Annotated in this window: 17 protein-coding genes; 9 read left to right on the top strand and 8 right to left on the bottom strand. The window is 42.6% G+C overall.

Annotated elements, in window-relative coordinates; all coding sequences use genetic code 11:
* Positions 1-9 precede the first annotated feature (9 nt).
* The 4 genes from AB685_RS06160 to AB685_RS06145 all read left to right on the top strand — a co-directional run bounded on the left by AB685_RS06160 (position 10) and on the right by AB685_RS06145 (position 4004).
* The gene (locus tag AB685_RS06160; RefSeq protein WP_047969587.1) at positions 10-288 is read left to right on the top strand and encodes a YwqI/YxiC family protein; all 279 of its coding nucleotides are present in this window, start codon (positions 10-12) and stop codon (positions 286-288) included.
* A gap of 257 nt (positions 289-545) precedes the next feature.
* Complete coding sequence (locus tag AB685_RS06155; RefSeq protein WP_047969586.1) at positions 546-1523, top strand: TAXI family TRAP transporter solute-binding subunit; 978 nt, start codon at positions 546-548, stop codon at positions 1521-1523.
* The gene (locus tag AB685_RS06150; protein WP_047969585.1) at positions 1513-1980 is read left to right on the top strand and encodes a DUF1850 domain-containing protein; all 468 of its coding nucleotides are present in this window, start codon (positions 1513-1515) and stop codon (positions 1978-1980) included. Before AB685_RS06155 ends, AB685_RS06150 begins: the two co-directional genes overlap by 11 nt.
* Entirely contained in the window at positions 1977-4004 is a 2028-nt protein-coding gene (locus AB685_RS06145; protein ID WP_082153517.1) for a TRAP transporter permease, read from the top strand. Before AB685_RS06150 ends, AB685_RS06145 begins: the two co-directional genes overlap by 4 nt.
* Before the next feature lie 55 nt (positions 4005-4059).
* On the opposite strand, the gene AB685_RS06140 is transcribed toward AB685_RS06145, so the two are convergent.
* Together AB685_RS06140 and AB685_RS06135 are read right to left on the bottom strand one after the other, a co-directional pair.
* The gene (locus AB685_RS06140; RefSeq protein ID WP_047969584.1) at positions 4060-5514 is read right to left on the bottom strand and encodes a PH domain-containing protein; all 1455 of its coding nucleotides are present in this window, start codon (positions 5512-5514) and stop codon (positions 4060-4062) included.
* Positions 5514-6029, bottom strand: a complete 516-nt coding sequence (locus AB685_RS06135; RefSeq protein WP_047969583.1) for a PH domain-containing protein — start codon at positions 6027-6029, stop codon at positions 5514-5516. The genes AB685_RS06140 and AB685_RS06135 overlap by 1 nt, the downstream gene beginning before the upstream one ends.
* A 127-nt stretch (positions 6030-6156) precedes the next feature.
* Here AB685_RS06135 and AB685_RS06130 point away from each other — a divergent pair, with 127 nt between their 5' ends.
* The gene (locus tag AB685_RS06130) at positions 6157-7557 is read left to right on the top strand and encodes an MBL fold metallo-hydrolase (protein WP_047969582.1); all 1401 of its coding nucleotides are present in this window, start codon (positions 6157-6159) and stop codon (positions 7555-7557) included.
* A gap of 205 nt (positions 7558-7762) precedes the next feature.
* On the opposite strand, the gene AB685_RS06120 is transcribed toward AB685_RS06130, so the two are convergent.
* Positions 7763-8476: a DUF421 domain-containing protein gene (locus tag AB685_RS06120; protein ID WP_047969580.1), complete on the bottom strand. Its 714-nt coding sequence runs from the start codon at positions 8474-8476 to the stop codon at positions 7763-7765.
* A 224-nt stretch (positions 8477-8700) separates the two neighbouring features.
* Between AB685_RS06120 and AB685_RS06115 the strand changes: the two genes are divergently transcribed.
* The 3 genes from AB685_RS06115 (at position 8701) to AB685_RS06105 (ending at position 12463) form a co-directional block, all read left to right on the top strand.
* On the top strand, positions 8701-9807 hold the full coding sequence (locus AB685_RS06115) for a Fe(3+) ABC transporter substrate-binding protein (RefSeq protein ID WP_047969579.1): 1107 nt from the start codon (positions 8701-8703) through the stop codon (positions 9805-9807).
* A 338-nt stretch (positions 9808-10145) separates the two neighbouring features.
* Positions 10146-11786 (top strand): iron ABC transporter permease, encoded by a 1641-nt coding sequence (locus AB685_RS06110; protein ID WP_047969578.1) that lies wholly within the window; start codon positions 10146-10148, stop codon positions 11784-11786.
* Positions 11786-12463: an ABC transporter ATP-binding protein gene (locus tag AB685_RS06105; RefSeq protein ID WP_047969577.1), complete on the top strand. Its 678-nt coding sequence runs from the start codon at positions 11786-11788 to the stop codon at positions 12461-12463. The genes AB685_RS06110 and AB685_RS06105 overlap by 1 nt, the downstream gene beginning before the upstream one ends.
* A gap of 73 nt (positions 12464-12536) precedes the next feature.
* On the opposite strand, the gene AB685_RS06100 is transcribed toward AB685_RS06105, so the two are convergent.
* The 5 genes from AB685_RS06100 to AB685_RS06080 all read right to left on the bottom strand — a co-directional run bounded on the left by AB685_RS06100 (position 12537) and on the right by AB685_RS06080 (position 17276).
* The gene (locus AB685_RS06100) at positions 12537-13541 is read right to left on the bottom strand and encodes an iron ABC transporter permease (protein ID WP_047969576.1); all 1005 of its coding nucleotides are present in this window, start codon (positions 13539-13541) and stop codon (positions 12537-12539) included.
* Complete coding sequence (locus AB685_RS06095; RefSeq protein ID WP_047969575.1) at positions 13538-14551, bottom strand: iron ABC transporter permease; 1014 nt, start codon at positions 14549-14551, stop codon at positions 13538-13540. Before AB685_RS06095 ends, AB685_RS06100 begins: the two co-directional genes overlap by 4 nt.
* Positions 14552-14639: 88 nt before the next feature.
* Positions 14640-15581 carry an iron-hydroxamate ABC transporter substrate-binding protein gene (locus AB685_RS06090; RefSeq protein ID WP_047969574.1) on the bottom strand — a complete coding sequence of 314 codons (942 nt, stop codon included), beginning with the start codon at positions 15579-15581 and terminating at the stop codon, positions 14640-14642.
* Positions 15532-16377 carry an ABC transporter ATP-binding protein gene (locus AB685_RS06085; RefSeq protein WP_047969573.1) on the bottom strand — a complete coding sequence of 282 codons (846 nt, stop codon included), beginning with the start codon at positions 16375-16377 and terminating at the stop codon, positions 15532-15534. The genes AB685_RS06090 and AB685_RS06085 overlap by 50 nt, the downstream gene beginning before the upstream one ends.
* Positions 16378-16568: 191 nt before the next feature.
* Positions 16569-17276, bottom strand: coding sequence for a pseudouridine synthase (locus AB685_RS06080; RefSeq protein WP_047969572.1), 708 nt, complete (start codon positions 17274-17276; stop codon positions 16569-16571).
* A gap of 1057 nt (positions 17277-18333) precedes the next feature.
* Between AB685_RS06080 and AB685_RS06075 the strand changes: the two genes are divergently transcribed.
* Entirely contained in the window at positions 18334-19440 is a 1107-nt protein-coding gene (locus AB685_RS06075; protein ID WP_047969571.1) for a BMP family ABC transporter substrate-binding protein, read from the top strand.
* Positions 19441-19480 lie beyond the last annotated feature (40 nt).

Genomic DNA, 19480 nt, shown 5'->3' with positions numbered 1-19480 from the left:
GGTGTCCACATGAGTACCGAAATTAAAATTAAGCAAAGTGATATAGAGCAGGTCCTTACGCAAATCAAATCCTCATCAGAAGCTCTTACTTCCTCTTTTCCCACCACAATAGGCAGTGGTAACCGTTTAGATGTAGTCAACAGACTAAATGAAATAAACCGAACACTTGAGCAACTTACCGAAAACTATAAGGCGTTGCTTCTACATAATGAAGAGATGACCCGTCAATCTGTCCAACAAATGGTGGAGAAGGATCGGCAGATTTCCTCCAATATTCAGCTGCGGTAGCAGGAGGGAGGAGAGAGGGTGAAAAGTCAAACAGTCTTCCTAGACACAAATAAAATAGAAGAAGCAGTTGCGAATTTGAATAATATATAAATGTGGAAGAGTGTCTAGCATTTAAAACATTCAAGGCAGGCACTCTTTATTTTATCAACAGATTTCGAAAAATACAGAATATTATTTGAAGTGAAACTATTATTCTGGTAAAATATTTCCGAACGCTTTTTTTGTACGATTTTTAACTACGAAGGGGAGGGTTAATCATGAAAAAATTCAAGAAATTAGGCACGACGATTGTAAGCGCTTTAGCCATTAGCTCTATGCTTGTGGCATGTGGCGGAGGTGAAGGGACAAGTAATGGGGACGGAGAAGGATTGGATACTAGATTGGTAACAATCGCTACCGGTGGATCTTCAGGTCCGTATAATATTATTGGTTCTTCCCTAGCAAATATTTATTCCGATGAATATGGAGTAAACTCCAAGTCACAGGCGACAGGTGCTTCTGTAGAAAATATCAACCTAATCAAAGAAGGCAAGATCGAAATGGCCTTTGTCATGAGTGATGTATTGACAGAAGCGGTCGAGGGGACTGGTAACTTCTCAGAAAAAGTGGAGAATGTGGCACAAGTTGCAACGCTTTATCCGAACTTTGTACAGATTGTAACTACTGAAGGTTCAGGCATTGAAACGGTTGAGGACCTGGTTGGAAAACGTGTGGCAGTTGGGGACCAGAACTCGGGGGTGGAAGTGAATGCGAGAAATCTTCTTGCAGGTCACGACATCTCTTATGATGACATTTCAGTAGATTATTTGGGGTACGCTGAAGCGGCTGATGGACTGAAGTCAGGAGCCATCGACGCAGCGTTTTTGACAAGCGGACTACCAAATGCATCCGTATTGGAGCTTGCTAAAACAGTCGATCTCAAGCTTGTAACGGTGGACCCTGCCAAGATTGAAGAGATTGCACAAGATCAACCTTATTTTGTCGCGCTGGATATTCCGGCAGGTACGTATGATAACGAAGAAGCGGTACCAACTGCGGCAATTATGAACGCCTTGGTGGTAAACAGTGATTTAAGCGAAGATGATGTGTATGAATTGACGAAAACGTTCTTTGATAGCTTGGATACATTAGGAAATGCTCACCAGGCTGCCACGGAAATTTCCTTGGAGAAAGCACAAGAGGGCACGGTTGCACCAATTCATCCAGGAGCACAGAAGTTCTTCGATGAACAATAAGATTTTCATTTTTGGGAGCACAATTTTAATCGTGCTCCTTCTTTTCCTTTTTGTGAAGATTCCAGTCTTATACGTTTCCTATGAAGGTGGCGGCTTTTCATTGAAGGATGACTCGTTTGAAGTTACTTGGATCCATTCCGTCGAAAAGGAAGCTTGGATGGAAACCTATGAGAAAAAAGGGAACCGTCTTTATCTGGTGAAAACGAAATTTAAGACCTTCGGTGCAGGCACTCCTTCAGACGGAGAAATCATTCCATCCAATGATGGCTTTGTCCATATGAAGATAGACAGGGAAGTGGAAGCGATCGATCTGATCGTGTCAGCAAACGTGGAAACAACGCTTACCACGAATTCGAAAGAGTACCGTCTATATGAGATGGTGGAAGATTACGGAAATGTTTTGATTGAAATAAAAAAACTACCGTTGTGGGAGTTTCTAAGAGGTGAGATACAATGACGGATAAAAAGAAAATAAACGATCCTTTAAAGGATACCGATATGATTTCGGAAGAAAAGAAGGCAGAGGTTCTTGAAAAGTATGATGCAGAGTCGAAGGTCCGTAAGTTTGCAAACAAGAAAATAGTCCTATTGGTTTCAGCCATCGCAATCCTCTATTCCTTATTTCATTTATATATCACGTTTAATCCTATACCTGCCCTACAACAGAGAGCCATCCATGTGGCAGTCGGGATCGCCTTGATCTTCGTTTTGTATCCCGTTACGAAAACACAGGATCGAAAAAGGGTAGCATGGTACGACTGGATCCTATTCTTCCTTGCACTTGGGTCTGCAGGATACTTGATTGTGGAATACACACAAATTGTAACCTCCCGAGGTGGTATTCCTAATACGCTTGATATCCTTGTGGCCGTGATGACCGTCCTACTGGTCCTTGAAGCGGCTAGGCGTGTAACAGGCATCATTTTACCGATCATTGCTCTTATTTTCCTGGCATATCCTTTTGTCAGTCATATGAACTGGATGCCACTTAAGATGGCAACACGTCCTTATGATCTTGGAGATATATTTGGTCAATTATTTTTGAAAACAGAAGGACTGTATTCCACAGCCATTGGTGCGTCGGTTAACTTTATCTTCCTGTTCATCTTGTTCGGAGCCTTCTTGGCACGTTCCGGCATGGGGCAGTTCTTCAACGACCTTGCCTTGGCACTTGCAGGTCACAAGCAGGGGGGACCTGCGAAAGTAGCGGTCATCTCGAGTGGATTTATGGGAAGTATCAATGGTGCAGCTGTAGCAAATGTGGTTGGTACCGGAGCTTTCACCATTCCATTGATGAAGAAAATAGGCTATTCCCGTAACTTTTCCGGTGCAGTCGAGGCAAGTGCCTCTGTTGGTGGACAAATACTTCCGCCAATCATGGGTGCAAGTGCCTTCATCATGGCGGAAACAACTGGTATTGCTTATGGTACCATCGCACTTGCCGCGTTGATTCCGGCAGTTCTTTATTTCCTTGGCGTTATTATGCAGGTCCATTTCCGTGCCGGCAAGGATAACCTGAAAGGCATACCGAAAGCGGACCTGCCGAAAGTAAAAGAGATCATGAAAGAGCGCGGACATCTATTGCTGCCTATCGTTTTTCTGATTGTATTACTTTATCAAAACCTCCCGATTGCTCATGCAGCATTCTACACCATCATTTCGACGGTGGTAGTGGCAGCCTTCAGAAAGAATACTAGAATGTCTTTCAAGGATATTCTTGGGGCGCTTGAAAATGGTGCAAGACAGTCCCTTGCCGTTATGGTGGCCTGTGCAGTGGTGGGTATCATCATTGGAGTGGTAAGTTTGACAAGTTTCGGTAACGTGATGACGTCATCCATTACAAGCCTTGGGGCGGATTCCTTGTTCCTTACTCTGTTCTTCACGATGATCGCTTCCATGGTATTAGGAATGGGCTTACCATCCATCCCGGCGTATATCATTACGGCTACGATGGCTGCACCTGCATTGGCGGAGTTCGGTATTCCGATCCTGGTTGCGCATATGTTCGTGTTCTATTTCGGTATTTTTGCCAATATCACACCACCTGTTGCGCTTGCGGCGTTTGCCGGAGCGGGGATATCTGGTGGAGATCCGATGCGAACCGGCTTCAATGCCTTGAAGCTCTCGATAGCTGGATTCATCATACCGTATCTGTTTGTCTACAATCCGGCAATGCTAATGATTGATACAACAGATATCGCTACTAACGCGCGGGAGTTTGCAATGCCACCGGTGATGGAAATCGTGCTGATATCCGTTACGGCAATCATTGGAATCATCGCATTGAGTGCGGCAGTAGAAGGGTATTTCAGAACCAACTTGAATGTGGTATTGCGTATTCTGATGGGTGCTGGAGCACTAATGATGATTTTACCTGAATCCAATTCGGACATCTTTGGAATCATCATCGTAGGTGTGACGATGGCATTTAATTTTATCCAAGGTAAGAAACAAGAAGAGCAGCCTAATTTGAATGTATAGAAAAAGCAAGGCCCCTGCAGGAACATCGTAGGGGCATTGCTTTTTTTTCTTAGGATTATTCTTGTACACGGTGTACAAGACGTTGCCTCTTTTCTTTGAACCAGTTAAAAAACTCGCTCGCTTCTTCTTTGGAGACGCCGTGCAATTCACTTATTTGAAGGGGATTTGCCCGGTTGTGAAAATACAGGGAGGCGATGCCGAATTTTCTCTGCAACCAGGAATGTTCCACCGACACCTGCTGGATTCGTCTGTAATGTGTAATAAATGTTTCGTTTGTAAGTCCGCCCTTTCGGATCTGGACAGTGTTCCCTTGGCGAAGGTAGCTGGTAAACAAGTAATCCAATATTCTGGTGGTCAAAGCTATTGCAAGGATAATACCGGCAACCCAGATCCACTCCCTTTTGAAAATAAAAAGACCGACAGCTGTAATAATAGTGAAGTAATAAGGCACCAGCAACTTGTACCAAAGCACCTTCATCGGAAATCGTTCCATCTCCTCCTGGATTGGATAGTTTGGAAGTAACGTCTCCAATAGTTGATAAGCCTCGTGTTTTGGCATGAAAGGGTAGAGCGAGCTTGTTTCCTGCTCTTCCGTTTTCATCGCGCCAACACTGATGAGCTTTACAGAGGCTAAGCCGAGCAAGCGTTTGATCAGAGACTGCTCTACTGCAACGGCTTGGACTTTCTCCTTTTGAATGACAAAGCTGCTTGTGTTCCCGACACCTTTGACAATATAGATGCGCTCGTCATCATCACTGATCTCGTAGTTACCATACTTGATGGTCGTTTGCAGATAACCGATGCCGACAGAAATAATCAATGCCAGCACGAATAGGACAATCAGCATCCACCAATGCAGAAGCAAGTAGTCAAAAGCACCTTCCGCCGTATCCTCCAAGTTGAAAAAATCGGCCAGGTTGAAGTAGATGGTGGTTAATAAGGGGAATATGGCCAGAAAGCTCAATGATGTAAAGGAAGCTTTCAGTAAATCCTTTTTATTGGAACGGAAATGAACCGTCCTACCTGCCTGTCCAACTACTTTATGGTCATCTTCCACTACAGGAACTTTCTGTTCAAGTTTTGAAAGAATCCGTTCCTTTTCTGCCACTGTCAATACAGGGAAATATACGGCCGCTCCCTCCAATGTCGTCCCTGTCTCAAGCGTTAAAGAGGTCAGACCCAGCCATCTATGCAAAAAAGTAGTCTTGGTATGGTGATTCTGTATTTTTTCAAAAGAAACAGTCCGGTGCTCCTTTACAAAAACTCCTTCAGTAAGGACAAAAGAGTCTCCAATCACTTCATACCGATAATAAAGCCATTTCAATACAATCATGATGATGGTCCAAACGACACCGATAAAAAATATGTAACGACCCCAAACTATCCAGTCGGACGTAGAATTGATTTTCAAAACAAAAAGGAATAGAAAGATAGCGATGGAATTTTTAATCAGCTTGGTAAATTCGAGTGCGATCCATGCAGGATGAAATCTTTTCACCTCTTGTGACATTAACCTTCCTCTCCTTCAGTCAAATCACTCTCTTTCACCTTAGCCAGCTGGGCAATCTTAGCCTTCAACACCTTGGCTTTTTCTGCAGGAATAGCGGGAATGGTGTGCTGGGAAGTGGTGGTCCCGATTATAAGGGTGTAGAGTCCATAACGTCTCAGGATTGGACCTTGCTCTGTACGGACAAACTCCACCTTTTCCATTGGTAATAGTGTATGACTTTCATTCCACTTTCCATTTTTCATCTGAATAAATTCTTCATCAATCTCATAACGCCAAGTCCTCTGTAGAAAAACAGGCTCAATAAAGATGGAAAAAACGGCTGAGACACTTATTAGACCAATTAGTATATACAGAATAATTTGTACCCAACTGTACCAGCTAAAATGCTCGCTGCAAAAAAGCAGGATTCCTAAAACTACCAAGGTGATTCCATGTCCGATCGTATTGGATATGCGCCAAATCTGGACTGCTTGATCTGCAATTTTCTCACTAGGTTCTTTAATTGTCATATACATTCTTCTCACGCTCCCACTAACTATACGGTTATGGAAAAAGGATGGTTTCAAAAATAATTATGGGCGTTAGGGAAAACCTATTTAAGGGAATAAAAAAGGATGAAATAAAAGTTCTGGAGGAGACATCATGTTACTAAAATACTTTTATGACGAAAACTTAGCACAGGCATCCTACATGGTAGGCTGCCAGGCTTCCAAAGAGGCAGTCATTATTGATCCGGCGAGAGATATCCTGCCATATATAGAGGCAGCTACAAAAGAAGGTCTGAGCATTGTGGGGGCATTCGAAACTCATATCCACGCTGATTTTGTTGCAGGATCAAGAGAGTTGGCCCAACGATTAGGTGCGAAAATGTATCTTTCCGATGAAGGGGACAAGGACTGGAAATATGAAAATGTGGAACAGCTTCCCCATCACCTGGTAAAGGACGGGGAGGAAATAAAGCTCGGAAATATACTATTTAAGGTTATTCATACACCAGGGCATACACCTGAAAGTATTTCCTTTTTGGTGACGGATGGTGGTGCGAAGACAGACAAACCTATGGGTATTTTTACAGGGGATTTCGTCTTTGTAGGGGATGTCGGCAGGCCGGATCTTTTGGAAAAGTCGGCACAACAAGCAGGAACCGCCGATAAGGGTGCCAAAGAAATGTACGATTCCATTACAAAATTCAAGAGCCTTCCCGATTATGTGCAGGTGTGGCCAGGTCACGGGGCGGGGAGTCCATGCGGAAAATCTCTTGGTGCCATTCCTTCATCCACTGTCGGCTACGAGAAGCAGGTGAATTGGGCATTCCAGCATGATAATCATGAATCATTTGCAAATGAGCTATTGGAAGGCCAGCCGGAACCTCCAACATATTTTGCAGTGATGAAGCGTGTGAACAAAGTTGGTCCCAATTTCACATTAGAAATCCCTTCGCCGAAACGCCTGGATGATATAACGGTCCTTAGTAAGAAAATCAAGGAAGGGGCTCAAGTCATTGATACTCGGGAAGCAGCCCTTTTTTCCAAACAGCATATCGAGGGAACCATAAACATTCCATTCAACCAGGCCTTTACCAACTGGGCTGGATGGATCATTGATTATGAGCGTCCGCTCTATCTGTTGACCGATCCGGATAAAATTGGGGAGATACAGAAGACCCTTCAATCAATTGGAGTAGATAAACTGGAATTTTTTATGGATAGTGACATAGCGATCCGGATGTCACCAGAGCTTGAATCCTATCATGATATTACTCCTGACGAGGCGAAGGTGTTGATGGATGAGGAAGGGGCGCAAGTGGTTGATGTAAGGCATGATTCGGAATGGAAGACCGGGCATATCGAGGGGGCAAAGCATATAATGCTAGGCACTTTGCTTGATAGACTTGATGAAGTACCTAAGAACCGTCCCCTTATTCTTCAGTGCGGATCAGGCGTCAGATCAGCGATAGCAATTAGTCTGCTGCAGGCAAGGGGAATAAAGGATGTCCGCAATATGCTCGGTGGGTATGCAAGGTGGCAAAAGGATATTACGTAGAAAATGGGGAATGCATCATGTTATATGAGGTTCCCCTTGTTGATTGGAGTGCAAGGTGTGAGACTCCAGCGGGAGGTAGCGGTAGACTTGAGACCCCACAGGCGAAGCCGAGGAGGCTCAAGCACCGCCCCGCGGAAAGCGAACACCTAGAAAGAAAATCGAGAGGAGTTAAACAGATCAATCCACAATTTTTAGAGTAGCCTTTCTAATTAGCTTTCGATTGATAAGGAACAATATAAATTCCATCATCTTTTATCCAGTCGGCATATAACACATCCTCTATCTTAAAATAGCCTTTAGCGTGTATTTGCTGCTGTAGCCATTCCAGGTCATAGCCGAGATGTGTGACATTGTCCTGCAGTACCTCTCCATCAATTATCAAAGACGTACTGAGGTAGGTTGGCTGTGGGACAATTTGTAAGTCTTGGAGAGTAACTTTTTGATATTTATTTTTCTTTAAGATACTGATGGAACCATTGGATTCCAATATTGCATATGCCACTTCCCTAATGGAGAAAGTCTCACTTTGCCTTAATACACTTAACAGCTGGTTGATATTCATACGATTCTTTTTCAGTTGATGCCGGTCAATCTGCCCATCTCGGATGATAATGGCAGGATTTCCCTCTAAAATACCTCTCAGGCTTTTGAATTTCAATAGTAATTTTTCAACGATTACCATCAATAATCCCCATACAAAAATAGTGAAAAATATATAAGCTATATGAACACTCTCTTCATAGATTCCATTCCCAAGTAGCTCCGAGAGGACGATTGCGGAGATGAAGTCAAAGGGTGTCAGTTGCTTAATGGTAGTTTTTCCGAGAACTTGAGTAATCGTGAAAAGTAAAAAGAAGCCGATTACAACTTTTAATAAAATTTCTATCCAATTAAGTTCCACTTTTAATAACCTCGCCATCCTTCATTTTATCTCTCTCTGACTATCAGTTTGTACGATAATAGAAGCTTTTAATCTTCTAAAATGGAAAGTTTGGTTTCACGTGAAACACTAAATATTAAATTATTTATCATTATTTTTCAGAAATATGTCAAAATAGTATTGACTTGAAAATGATTATCATTACAATAGTAGTTGAGAGTGATTATCATTTCTAATGAAAACTACATACATAGGGAGTGTCAATGGTGAAAAAGTTTACGATCATTTTGAGCATGATGCTGGCATTAATGCTAGCTTTAACAGGCTGTGTAAGCAGCACAAATAACAACGGAAATACAGCTTCTCAGAACAATACAGGGGAAGAAAACAACGAAGAAGCGACAAATGAGCAAGAATCCGGCGAAGTGAACGTATATACAAGCCGTCATTATGAAGCGGATCAAACGCTTTACAAAAAGTTTGAAGAAGAAACTGGAATTAAAGTGAACGTGGTAGAAGGAAAAGGCGAAGAGTTAATGGAGCGCTTGAACATTGAAGGGGAAGATACAGATGCGGATGTGTACATTACAGCAGATGCAGGTAACCTTCACCAGGCGAAAGAGCGTGAATTATTGCAAGCTGTTGAAAGTGATGTTCTAGCTGAAAATATTCCGGAAAAATTACGTGACGTTGATAATCAATGGTTCGGTTTAACAAAGCGTGCACGTGTTATCGTTTATGATAAAGAACGTGTAAGCCCTGAGGAACTTTCCACATACGAAGCACTAACAGAACCAGAATGGAAAGACCGTGTGGTTGTTAGATCTTCTGAAAACATGTACAACATGTCATTACTAGCATCTTTTATTGACATCATGGGTAGAGATCAAGCGAAAGAATGGGCGCAAGGAATTGCAGATAACATGGCGCGCGATCCTGAAGGCGGAGACCGCGACCAAGCGAAGGCTGTAGTAGCAGGAGAAGCGGATGTAGCCATCATGAACACCTATTATATCGGTGTTATGTTAAACGGAACGGACGAAGAAGAGAAGAAAGTAGCTGAAAACGTAGGCGTATTCTTCCCGAACCAGGAAACGACTGGTACACACATCAACATCAGTGGTGCAGGTGTGACAAAACATGCGAAAAACAAAGAGAATGCCATCAAGTTCATTGAATTCCTTAGTGGCGAAGAAGCACAAGGTCAATTTGCTGAAGCAAACTCTGAATACCCTGTTAATGAGAAAGTAGAACCATCCGAACTTCTAAAATCTTGGGGTGAGTTCAAAGAACAGGACATTAACCTTTCTAAACTAGGTGAAAACCAACAAGAAGCAATCCGTATCTTCAACGAGGTTGGCTGGAAATAAAATATGAACAAACCATGAACCGAAGCACATCAGATAGTGCTTCGGTTCTATTTATTTGCAATCTTTTGTTCCATTTGAGAATGATTTTCGTTATAATTTAGCTTGGAGAAAGACAAAGGCAACAGGCTCTTTGAGGCTCTTTTCTATAGGATTGTTGCTATAGCTAGTAAAAAGTCGGTATTTGGACTTTTTACGGTATATCTGCTCTAAATACGGCATGCAATTTCTCCTGTACACTCAGGAAAAGAGCACGACAGCAACAAGTCTAACGATTGTTTGAAAAATTCAATAAAACAAAAACTGCGAAACGGCCTCTAAGAACAAAGGATGTGTCATCTGTGAATCGGTTCCATTGGTCAAGGGTGCGCCATAAAGGCTGGGCTCTTGCTAGTCTTCTTTTTATAACGATTATTTTAATTCCAAATTTACTTATAGCCGTTGAATTCTTTACAAAAGGAAATGATAACTGGCTTCATATTAGAGAATACTTACTGAAGGATTATCTTCAGAATTCGGCAGTGATCATCATTTTTACTGCTTTGGCCACGATGCTGATAGGCACGAGTCTTGCATGGTTAATTACCATCTATCAATTTCCGATGCGGAATTTCTTGAAATGGGCATTAATTTTACCTTTGGCGATCCCGCCATATATCGCTGCTTATACATTTCACGGTATTCTGAACTATACCGGTGTGATCCAGACCACCCTGCGAAACTCGTTTGATATGCAGGTGAATCAGTCTTATTTCAACATCATGAGCATACAGGGAGCCATTTTCATTTTTACGGTTACTCTGTTTCCATATGTGTATGCCATTACGAGAAGCTTCTTCCAGAATCTATCTGCGTCCGTATTGGAGAATGCGAGATTACTAGGCGGAAACGATATCGATACCTTTTTCCGCATAGCATTGCCGATTTCAAGGGCGGCGATAGTCGGAAGTGTGACACTTGTTATACTGGAAGTTTTAAATGACTACGGGGTAACAAGCTATTTCGGAATTCAAACAGTCAGTACCGCCATTTTCAGAACATGGTATGGCATGATGGATCTGGATTCAGCGTTGAAACTTGCTGGAACCTTAATGATTTTAGTGATGGTTGTCTTGATGTTTGAACGATTTCTCAGAGGGAGAAAGAAATTTTATGATCCTTCCTCTAAAGTACGTCCAATTCAGCCAAAAAAGCTTACCGGTGCGAAGGCTTGGGGAGTATTTGCTTACTGTTTCGGAATTTTCACCATTGCATTTATCATTCCGTTGCTTCAATTGTTGCGATGGGCGTTCATGACGTATGAAAAAGTGTTTAACTTACAGTTTATTACCCTTGCCAAAAACTCGATTTTTGTTGCCACCATTGCATCAGTTATTATCATTTTTATCGCGTTGATCATTTCTAACTATACGCGATTGCAGTCAGGGCTTTTGACCAAGTTCATTTCAAGGGTTACTACTCTTGGCTACTCCATACCAGGAGCAGCGATCGCCATTGCGGTCATTACAATATTCATGTCGTTGGACCAATATATTGTGACGTTCTTGGCGCAGTTTAACTTGAAGCCGGAATTTGTTTTACGAACAACCCTGGTCATGTTGATTTTTGCTTATGTGATAAGATTCCTTGCCATCGGGTTTAATAATATCGAGGCTGGGTTTGAAAAGATAGGAAACAGATACTCGGAAACTTCACGGATGCTTGGAGCATCGACATTGAGGACATTCTTTCTTGTCGATCTTCCGTTGTTACGTGGAGCGATTGCAAGCGGGTTTATTCTAGTGTTTGTGGATATTCTAAAAGAATTACCGTTAACCTTGTTTTTACAGCCGTTCAATTTCTCGACGCTTGCCACACAGGCTTTTAAATATGCAAATGATGAACGAGTGCAGGAGGCTTCCATCGCTTCCCTGATGATCATCTTCATAAGTGCGTTATGTATCTTTATTTTTCATCGCGTACTTGATAAGGAGGCAAACTAATGTTTATCCAGATTAGAGACTTGCAGTTCCAATATAAAAATACGAATAGCAATACACTCGATCGTATTAATGTGGATATTAATCGTGGAGAGATAGTGTCCATTCTCGGGAAGAGCGGGAGCGGAAAAAGCACATTGTTACGTATTATAGCAGGGCTTGAAAATCCGACGGCAGGGAGCATGAAAGTCAATGGTGATGTTATGTTCGATTCAAAAACATTCATCGTTCCGGAGAAACGTGGAATCGGCGTAGTGTTCCAGGATTATGCCTTGTTTCCTCATATGACCGTTGCCCAAAACATCAAGTATGGATTGCGAAAGATGAACCGGAAGCAAAAGCAGGAGCGATTAGAGGAAATGTTGTCCCTGATTAATCTGGCCGATTATGGACACCGTTATCCGTATGAACTGAGTGGAGGACAGCAGCAGCGTGTGGCACTTGCCCGTGCATTGGCACCAGCACCTTCCCTGTTGCTGCTTGATGAACCGTTCAGTAATTTAGATGCCCATCTTCAGCAAAAAATTCGAGACGAACTGAAAGAGATACTGAAGAAAGCCGACATCACATCCATCTTCGTCACCCATGACTTTGCAGACGCCAAAGCCATTGCCGACCGCATTCTTTACATTGATGAGGGGCAATTAGTGAATAGAGCCTGTGACTTGGTGATGAGTTAAAGGGATAAAAGGGGTCTGACCATCACCGCTTTACAGCGGTGAAGGTCAGACCCCTTTTCTTTTTGTACAAAGTTTATTTCTTCAGAAGCAGGTACATGAAGTAAGGCGCCCCTATCAACGCGACCATGATACCTGCGGGGATTCCGCTCTCTATCAGATTACGTCCGAGCGTGTCTGCAAACAGTAACAGCCAGCCCCCGATCAAAATCGCTACAGGTAGGAATAATTGATTTCTAGGTCCCACTAAAGATTTTGCCATATGAGGTGCCATCAATCCGATGAAAGCAATTCCGCCTGTAACGGAAACAGCAGAAGCTGCTAGAGCTACGGCAGTTAAAAGCAGAATCATCCTTTCCTTTTCAAGGGATACCCCAACCCCAATCGCCACAGGCTCACTCATGCCAAGGAGGTTTAGCCGGTTGGCTTTATATAAGGTAAAAGGGACCAACACAAGCAGCCATGGCAATAAAGTCAATATGAAAGGCCAATCAGCACCCCAAATGTTGCCTGCCAACCACTTAGCGATGAAATCCACTTTTACACGTTCTGCAGAAGAAATTAAGATGATCATCATACCGGAAAGTGCCATGGAAAATCCGACCCCTACTAATACAAGCCGGACAGGCTGAAGCCCGCCATTTTTCTGATAAGAGAACAAATAAATGAACATGGCTGTGATTAGTGCCCCGATAAAGGCAACCGCTGGTAACATATAAACAAAGGAACCAACGTTAATAGGGACATATAGGAAGAAAATTGATATAGCCACACCTGCCCCTGCGTTAATTCCGATAATCCCAGGGTCCGCTAAATCATTACGAGTCACCCCTTGAAGGATGGCCCCTGATAATGCGAGCGCCATTCCTGCAAGAATGGTGATCACAATGCGTGGAAGCCTGATGGAAAACAATACAAACTCCTCTTTAAAACTACCTTGACCCAAAATCGTTGGTATCAACCGATCGAATGACAGAGATGCTGGTCCAACTCCTATACCGACAACTACGGTGAGCAAGATAAGCAAAGCTAATAAAAACACAATAATACGTTGCTTTTTTATAATAGACGGATGAATCATGAGAATGCTTTCCCTCCTTTACGGACAATAACAAGGAAGAAGGGGAGGCCGACCATTGCTACGATAGCAGCTACAGGCGTTTCAAAAGGAGCGTTGATGGTGCGCCCCAATGTGTCGGCAAAAAGCATGAAGGTGGCTCCCACTATTGCCGACATAGGCAATATGAAGCGGTAATCCGTTCCGACGATGGCGCGCACGATATGTGGAATCATCAATCCGATAAAGGCCATATTCCCGACGAGTGCCACAGAAGCACCCGTCAACAATATGATGACGACAAACAATATCCCTTTGACCGCTGCAATCTTTTGTCCCAAACCGACAGCCACTTCCTCACTGAGACTAAGGATGGTCAGTTGTCTGGAGAGGTAGAGTGCCACCAACAGTCCTGCCGTAATCAACGGAATAATCAACTGCAACTGTCCCCAGGTTGTTCCAATAATCCCCCCGGCAGTCCACATGGATACATCCTTGGAAAGTTTAAATGTTAATGCGACCCCTTCAGCCACGGCAAAAAGAAAGGCAGAAACGGCTGCTCCGGCAAGGACGATGCGAAGAGGAGAGAATCCACCTTTTTTCATCGCACCTAAACCGAACACCATGATGGCCCCGACTGCTGCCCCGATAAAACAAGCAATAGTGATGCCGTAATAGTTAATAGAAGGAAAAAATGCAAGGGTGATAGCAAGGGCAGCATTTGCTCCAGCAGTCAAACCGAGCAAACCGGGGTCTGCAAGAGGATTCCGGGTCATCCCTTGCATAATGGCACCGGCAACCGATAGCCCGGCACCGACAAAGATCGCGGCAACTTCACGTGGAAGCCGGATTTCGCGGATAATCAAAATTTTATCTCCACTCGTTGTAGGAGATGTTAAGGCCAACCACACATCCCGAATAGTAGTATCAGCTGCCCCAAGTATCATGGCAGCAAAAAACACCGCCACAAAGACGATGAGTGCCCCGATAAATTTAATTATAAAAGGAATGCCTCGTTCCAACGCAATCTTCATTTTCCTCATCTTTTCTGTATTAGAATGGGAGTGGTAACAATAGAATAAAAGGGACCCTCCTATAAAAGAAGAATCCCTCTGTTTGATGTTAGTTTCCTAAAAAGCTATCCTTAAAGAATTCCAACTGAAAATCAAGGGAAATCGGATCATTAAAGTAAAACTCTTTCGCATCCGCTTCAAAAACCTGACCATTCTTCACAGCCGGAATATTTTTGTACGTATCCGTTTCCTGGAACGAAGTATCTCCATCAGAATTCTTACTGAAAACCATATAATCTCCAGCAAACTCAGGCAACACTTCAAAAGAAAGCGTATAATATCCAGCTGCTAAAGCTTCTTCTTTCACTCTCTCTGGCATCTTCAACTTCATTTCTTGATAAAGAATTTCTGTTCCACGTCCCCAATTGTCGCCGAAAACGTAAAGCTCTTTATCAAAGTTTTCAATAACGGAGACCGTCGCATCCTCACCGATTTTAGCTCGAATTTCTTCTCCAGCTTCCTGCGAGCGAGTCTTGAAGTCATCCACCCATTTCTGAGCTTCTTCTTCTTTATTCAATAATTTTCCTATCTCCACATGCTGGGTAAGATAGTCGACTTTTCCGTATGTGTACGCAACAGTTGGTGCAATATCTCCAAGCTTATCTAGATTGTTTGCGTTGGAGGCAGCGATAATAAGGTCTGGGTCTAATTCAATAATTTTCTCTAGATCTTGATCAGTCACTTCAACTGCATCTCCTAAGTATTCTTCATAACGGGGATTTGCCATTGCCCAAGAGTCCGTCCCAACAATATTGGTTCCAAGAGCCATGACATTTCCAGCTACGAAAGAGTTAATTACAACGACTCTTTGAGGATTTGCAGGTACATCGATTGGTCCTGTTTCCGCTTCATACGTGATCGTTTCAGAGGAGGAAGCATTTCCCTCATTGGAATTTTCAGCATCGTTATTATCGGTATTATTAGTGGTGTTCCCGCAGGCACTAACGACCAGCAAGAGCAGGAATAAGAATGGAATCATTAATTTTTTCATTGTAGTTTTCCCCTTTAAGTAAGTTGTAGGTTAAGCACATAGGTTTATGTGTTCTTGGATCTCTGCCAATTTCAGCATCGATTTGAAAGACTTCTCTTAGCACTTCTGGTGTAATTACTTCTTCGCAATTACCTGACTTAATGATGTTTCCGTCCTTTAAGGCAATTAGGTAATCGGCAAACCTGGCAGCCTGGTTTAAGTCGTGTAGGACCATAATAATGGTGCGTTCCTGGTCTCTATTCAACTTTTGTAATAGCTCCAGCACTTCCAATTGGTGAGCCATGTCCAGATAGGTGGTAGGTTCATCAAGGAAGATAATTTCCGTTTCTTGCGCCAGTGCCATCGCAATCCAGACACGTTGTCGTTGACCACCGGATAGTGCATCCACAGGGCGGTATTTGAATTCTGTTGTCCCTGTCACTTCAAGGGCCCAGTCCATGACCTCGTAATCTTTTTTGGTCAATCGTCCAAAACCTTTTTGATAAGGAAAACGACCATAAGAAACTAGTTCACCAACTGTTAATCCGCTTACACTTTCAGGTGTTTGAGGGAGAATGGCCATTTTTTTTGCCAATGATTTGGTGTTTTCTTTGGCAATTTCCTGACCATCCAGCAAAATGGATCCCGATTGGTGGGAAATAATTCTGGTAATGGCCTTTAATAGGGTGGATTTTCCGCAACCATTGGATCCGATGATGGTAGTAATCTGCTTATCTGGTATTTCAATCGATAAGTCCTTTATGATCAGACGTTCACCATAGCCAATGTTCAAGTCCTTTGTGTGTAGGCGAACCATTATGTAACCTCCAGTTTATAATAAGTTTACACTAGTGATAATGATTATCAATTTCGTTACAAATATTACTATAAGACTATCAATGAAAGATGTCAATGACTAATTGAGAAAGAAAATCACTGATGGGTGCACTCAATAAAAAAAGCCTGTCCTTTAACTGTCATTTCGACGGCGGGGACAGGCTTTTTAAGTTACCATTCTTTAGGTTCATAATCCAAATCTGCAAACAGCTGGCGTTTTTCCTTTTTGCTGAGGTCACGCCACTGGCCCATTGGAAGGTTTCCAAGCTGTATATTCATGATCCGGGTACGTTGCAGGCGCAGGACTTCATACCCGAGTTCGGCACACATACGGCGGATCTGACGGTTCAATCCTTGGGTCAGGATAATTTTGAAATCAAACTTCGATAGCTGCTCCACTTCACAAGGAAGGGTTTTTGTATCAAGGATCCGGACACCCTCGGACATCTGTTTCACAAAGTCTTGGGTAATCGGCTTATCGACAGAAACGATATATTCTTTTTCATGCTTATTTTCAGGGCGCAAAATCTCATTGATGATGTCGCCGTCATTGGTAAGCAGAATCAGTCCTTCCGATTCCTTATCCAGGCGCCCGATATGGGAAAGACGAAGAGGGTGATTTACAAGGTCGATGATATTGCCCTTCACCTGTTTTTCCGTAGTGGAGGTAATGCCTATTGGTTTATTCAAGGCGATATAGACATTGTCCCGAGCAATTCGAATGAGCTGTCCGTTAACTAACACCTCGTCGCCCGGATTAACCTGTCCGCCAATCTTCGCGACTTTCCCGTTGATCTTCACTCTGCCCTCTTCAATCAGCTTATCGGCTCCACGTCTAGAGGCAACACCGGAGTCACTTATAAATTTGTTTATTCGCAATCAAAACACGTCCTTAAAAGTAGAAATAGAACTCACTCTTATATAAGAAGAAGTGAGGGATTATTTTTGTTTTTTCTTTGCTATAGAAAAATTGTAGATTCTTAAATATCCTAGCTGGTGATTGGAGTTCAGGGCAAAGACTCCGGCGGGAGATAGCGCTTAGCGGAGACCCCGCAGGCAAAGCCGAGGAGGCTCCGCTAGTGCCCCGCGGAAAGCGAAGCCCGGTGCGGAAATCACCAGCGGTGCTTAACAAAGTTTTTGTTTTTGTACACTTATCATACAATAAATGATGAACAGCTTACAAATGGATGGGAAAAGTGGATTCAACTAGGTAGGAAATTGTGATTGGCCGATTACACCAGTGGTTGTGAGATTTTTAAATTAAAGAGTAATGGTGGGAAAAAGCTCATTTGTGGGGGGATTATCTTGAGTTATGGTTTAATTCCATTCTGGTATGGGGGGAATAATCTGTTCTTTGGGGGGATTATGATGACGATGGGGGAATTGTTGTAATATATGGGGGGATTCCCCTCTATTGCTGGTTGGAATAAGTACCTATGATAACGAGAAAGACGATTTGAGTGGGGGGATGATAAAGAAAAAGGATGGAATGTGGAATTTGGAGGTGAAATATTACTTTACGCCGGTGGAAAGTCGAGAGAAAGATTGATTTCCACTGCCTTTGGGCAAAAAAACTTATCTAAAAGTGATTAGTCAAGGTTGTTTTCTGTCTCTTTATATCAGTCGTATAATCGTTTGTTGTCGTGTTCTATTCCTCTATGTACAAAATATTAAAAAACTAAAATGCTTTCATGCTTTAAAGGAGAGCGGGTCAGACCCCTTTGTAGTAATTTCTACCATATCTACCAAAGCAAATATTAGAAAGTCAGTATTTATCTGCAATTTTTCGACAATTTTCTTAACTAGGTAATTTTATTCATGAAAATATGTTCATCTTTGAAAAACATATATTGAAATATTGGAAGTTTACGAATATAGTAATGATAGTAAGGGTTTTCAATTTACTATAAATTTTAAATTTTGGGGGAGTTAGGGCATGAAAAAGGGATTAATTACAACGATCATCATGGTTTTAACAACGATGGTCTTTTTGGTAGGTTGTGGAACGGACAACAAAGGCGGTTCTGAATCTGCATCAGGCGATAACAGCGGTTCCGACATGTTAGTTGGAATGGTTACGGATGCTGGAACGATTGATGACAAGTCTTTTAACGAAGGTACTTGGAATGGGATTCTTCAAGCTAAAGAAGAATTCGGCATTAAAGAGAAGTATTTAAAGCCGGCTGGTACAACAGAAGCTGATTACATGCAAGAGATTACAAACCTGTATGATGCAGAATATAAGTTTATCGTTACTCCTGGATTTAAATTTGAAACAGCGGTATTCCAGGCGCAAAGTCAATTTGAAGATGCAAAGTTCGTTCTTATCGATGGATCACCACATAACGGTGATTTCAACCCGGTAGTAGGGGAAAATACAGTATCCATCTTCTTTGCTGAGCACGAAGCTGGTTTCTTAGCTGGTGTTGCAACAGCTTTAGAACTTAAAGAGGGCGAAGCTGGATTCATCGGTGGTATGGAAATTCCTCCAGTTCAAAAATTTAACTGGGGCTTCCAACAAGGTATTGCCTATGCAAATGAGAACTTAGATACAAATGTAAGCATTAAAGAAGAAAACGTAGTGTACCAAGGTACGTTTGATGCAGTAGCTGCAGGTCAGCAAATTGCTGCAGCAATGTTCGATCGTGGAGTAAATGTTATTTTCGCAGCAGCGGGTGGAGTTGGAGTTGGGGCAATCAACGAAGCGAAAACTCGTGTTGAAGGCGGAGACGATGTATGGATGGTCGGAGTAGACGTTGACCAGTACGAAGAAGGAAAGATGGATAATGGCGATTCTGTTATCTTAACTTCTGCTATGAAGAAAATTGACACTGCAGCTGCTGACATGATCAAAGCAGAAATCGATGGAGAGTTCCCAGGTGGCGAAACGCTTACATTCGATGCGAAAAACGACGGAGTTGGACTTCCTGAAGAAAATCCAAACCTAAGTGATGAAACAACTTCTAAAGTGAATGAAATCTTTGAACTGATTAAATCCGGTGAAGTAGAAGTTTCTTCTGAGCAAGGCGATTTGATTAAGTAATATATATTAATACCTGGCATGTCTATCTGAGCCACGTTTA

It is taken from the genome of Bacillus sp. LL01 (genome assembly GCF_001037965.1).
This window is presented reverse-complemented; position numbering and strand designations above follow the sequence as displayed.

What these genes read in the sequence shown, in the direction of transcription:
- AB685_RS06160 (WP_047969587.1), top strand. Translation starts at nt 10, where the DNA reads ATGAGTACCGAAATTAAAATTAAGCAAAGTGATATAGAGCAGGTCCTT.
- AB685_RS06155 (WP_047969586.1), top strand. Translation starts at nt 546, where the DNA reads ATGAAAAAATTCAAGAAATTAGGCACGACGATTGTAAGCGCTTTAGCC.
- AB685_RS06150 (WP_047969585.1), top strand. Translation starts at nt 1,513, where the DNA reads ATGAACAATAAGATTTTCATTTTTGGGAGCACAATTTTAATCGTGCTC.
- AB685_RS06145 (WP_082153517.1), top strand. Translation starts at nt 1,977, where the DNA reads ATGACGGATAAAAAGAAAATAAACGATCCTTTAAAGGATACCGATATG.
- AB685_RS06140 (WP_047969584.1), bottom strand. Translation starts at nt 5,514, where the DNA reads ATGTCACAAGAGGTGAAAAGATTTCATCCTGCATGGATCGCACTCGAA.
- AB685_RS06135 (WP_047969583.1), bottom strand. Translation starts at nt 6,029, where the DNA reads ATGTATATGACAATTAAAGAACCTAGTGAGAAAATTGCAGATCAAGCA.
- AB685_RS06130 (WP_047969582.1), top strand. Translation starts at nt 6,157, where the DNA reads ATGTTACTAAAATACTTTTATGACGAAAACTTAGCACAGGCATCCTAC.
- AB685_RS06120 (WP_047969580.1), bottom strand. Translation starts at nt 8,476, where the DNA reads ATGGCGAGGTTATTAAAAGTGGAACTTAATTGGATAGAAATTTTATTA.
- AB685_RS06115 (WP_047969579.1), top strand. Translation starts at nt 8,701, where the DNA reads ATGGTGAAAAAGTTTACGATCATTTTGAGCATGATGCTGGCATTAATG.
- AB685_RS06105 (WP_047969577.1), top strand. Translation starts at nt 11,786, where the DNA reads ATGTTTATCCAGATTAGAGACTTGCAGTTCCAATATAAAAATACGAAT.
- AB685_RS06100 (WP_047969576.1), bottom strand. Translation starts at nt 13,541, where the DNA reads ATGATTCATCCGTCTATTATAAAAAAGCAACGTATTATTGTGTTTTTA.
- AB685_RS06095 (WP_047969575.1), bottom strand. Translation starts at nt 14,551, where the DNA reads ATGAAGATTGCGTTGGAACGAGGCATTCCTTTTATAATTAAATTTATC.
- AB685_RS06090 (WP_047969574.1), bottom strand. Translation starts at nt 15,581, where the DNA reads ATGAAAAAATTAATGATTCCATTCTTATTCCTGCTCTTGCTGGTCGTT.
- AB685_RS06085 (WP_047969573.1), bottom strand. Translation starts at nt 16,377, where the DNA reads ATGGTTCGCCTACACACAAAGGACTTGAACATTGGCTATGGTGAACGT.
- AB685_RS06075 (WP_047969571.1), top strand. Translation starts at nt 18,334, where the DNA reads ATGAAAAAGGGATTAATTACAACGATCATCATGGTTTTAACAACGATG.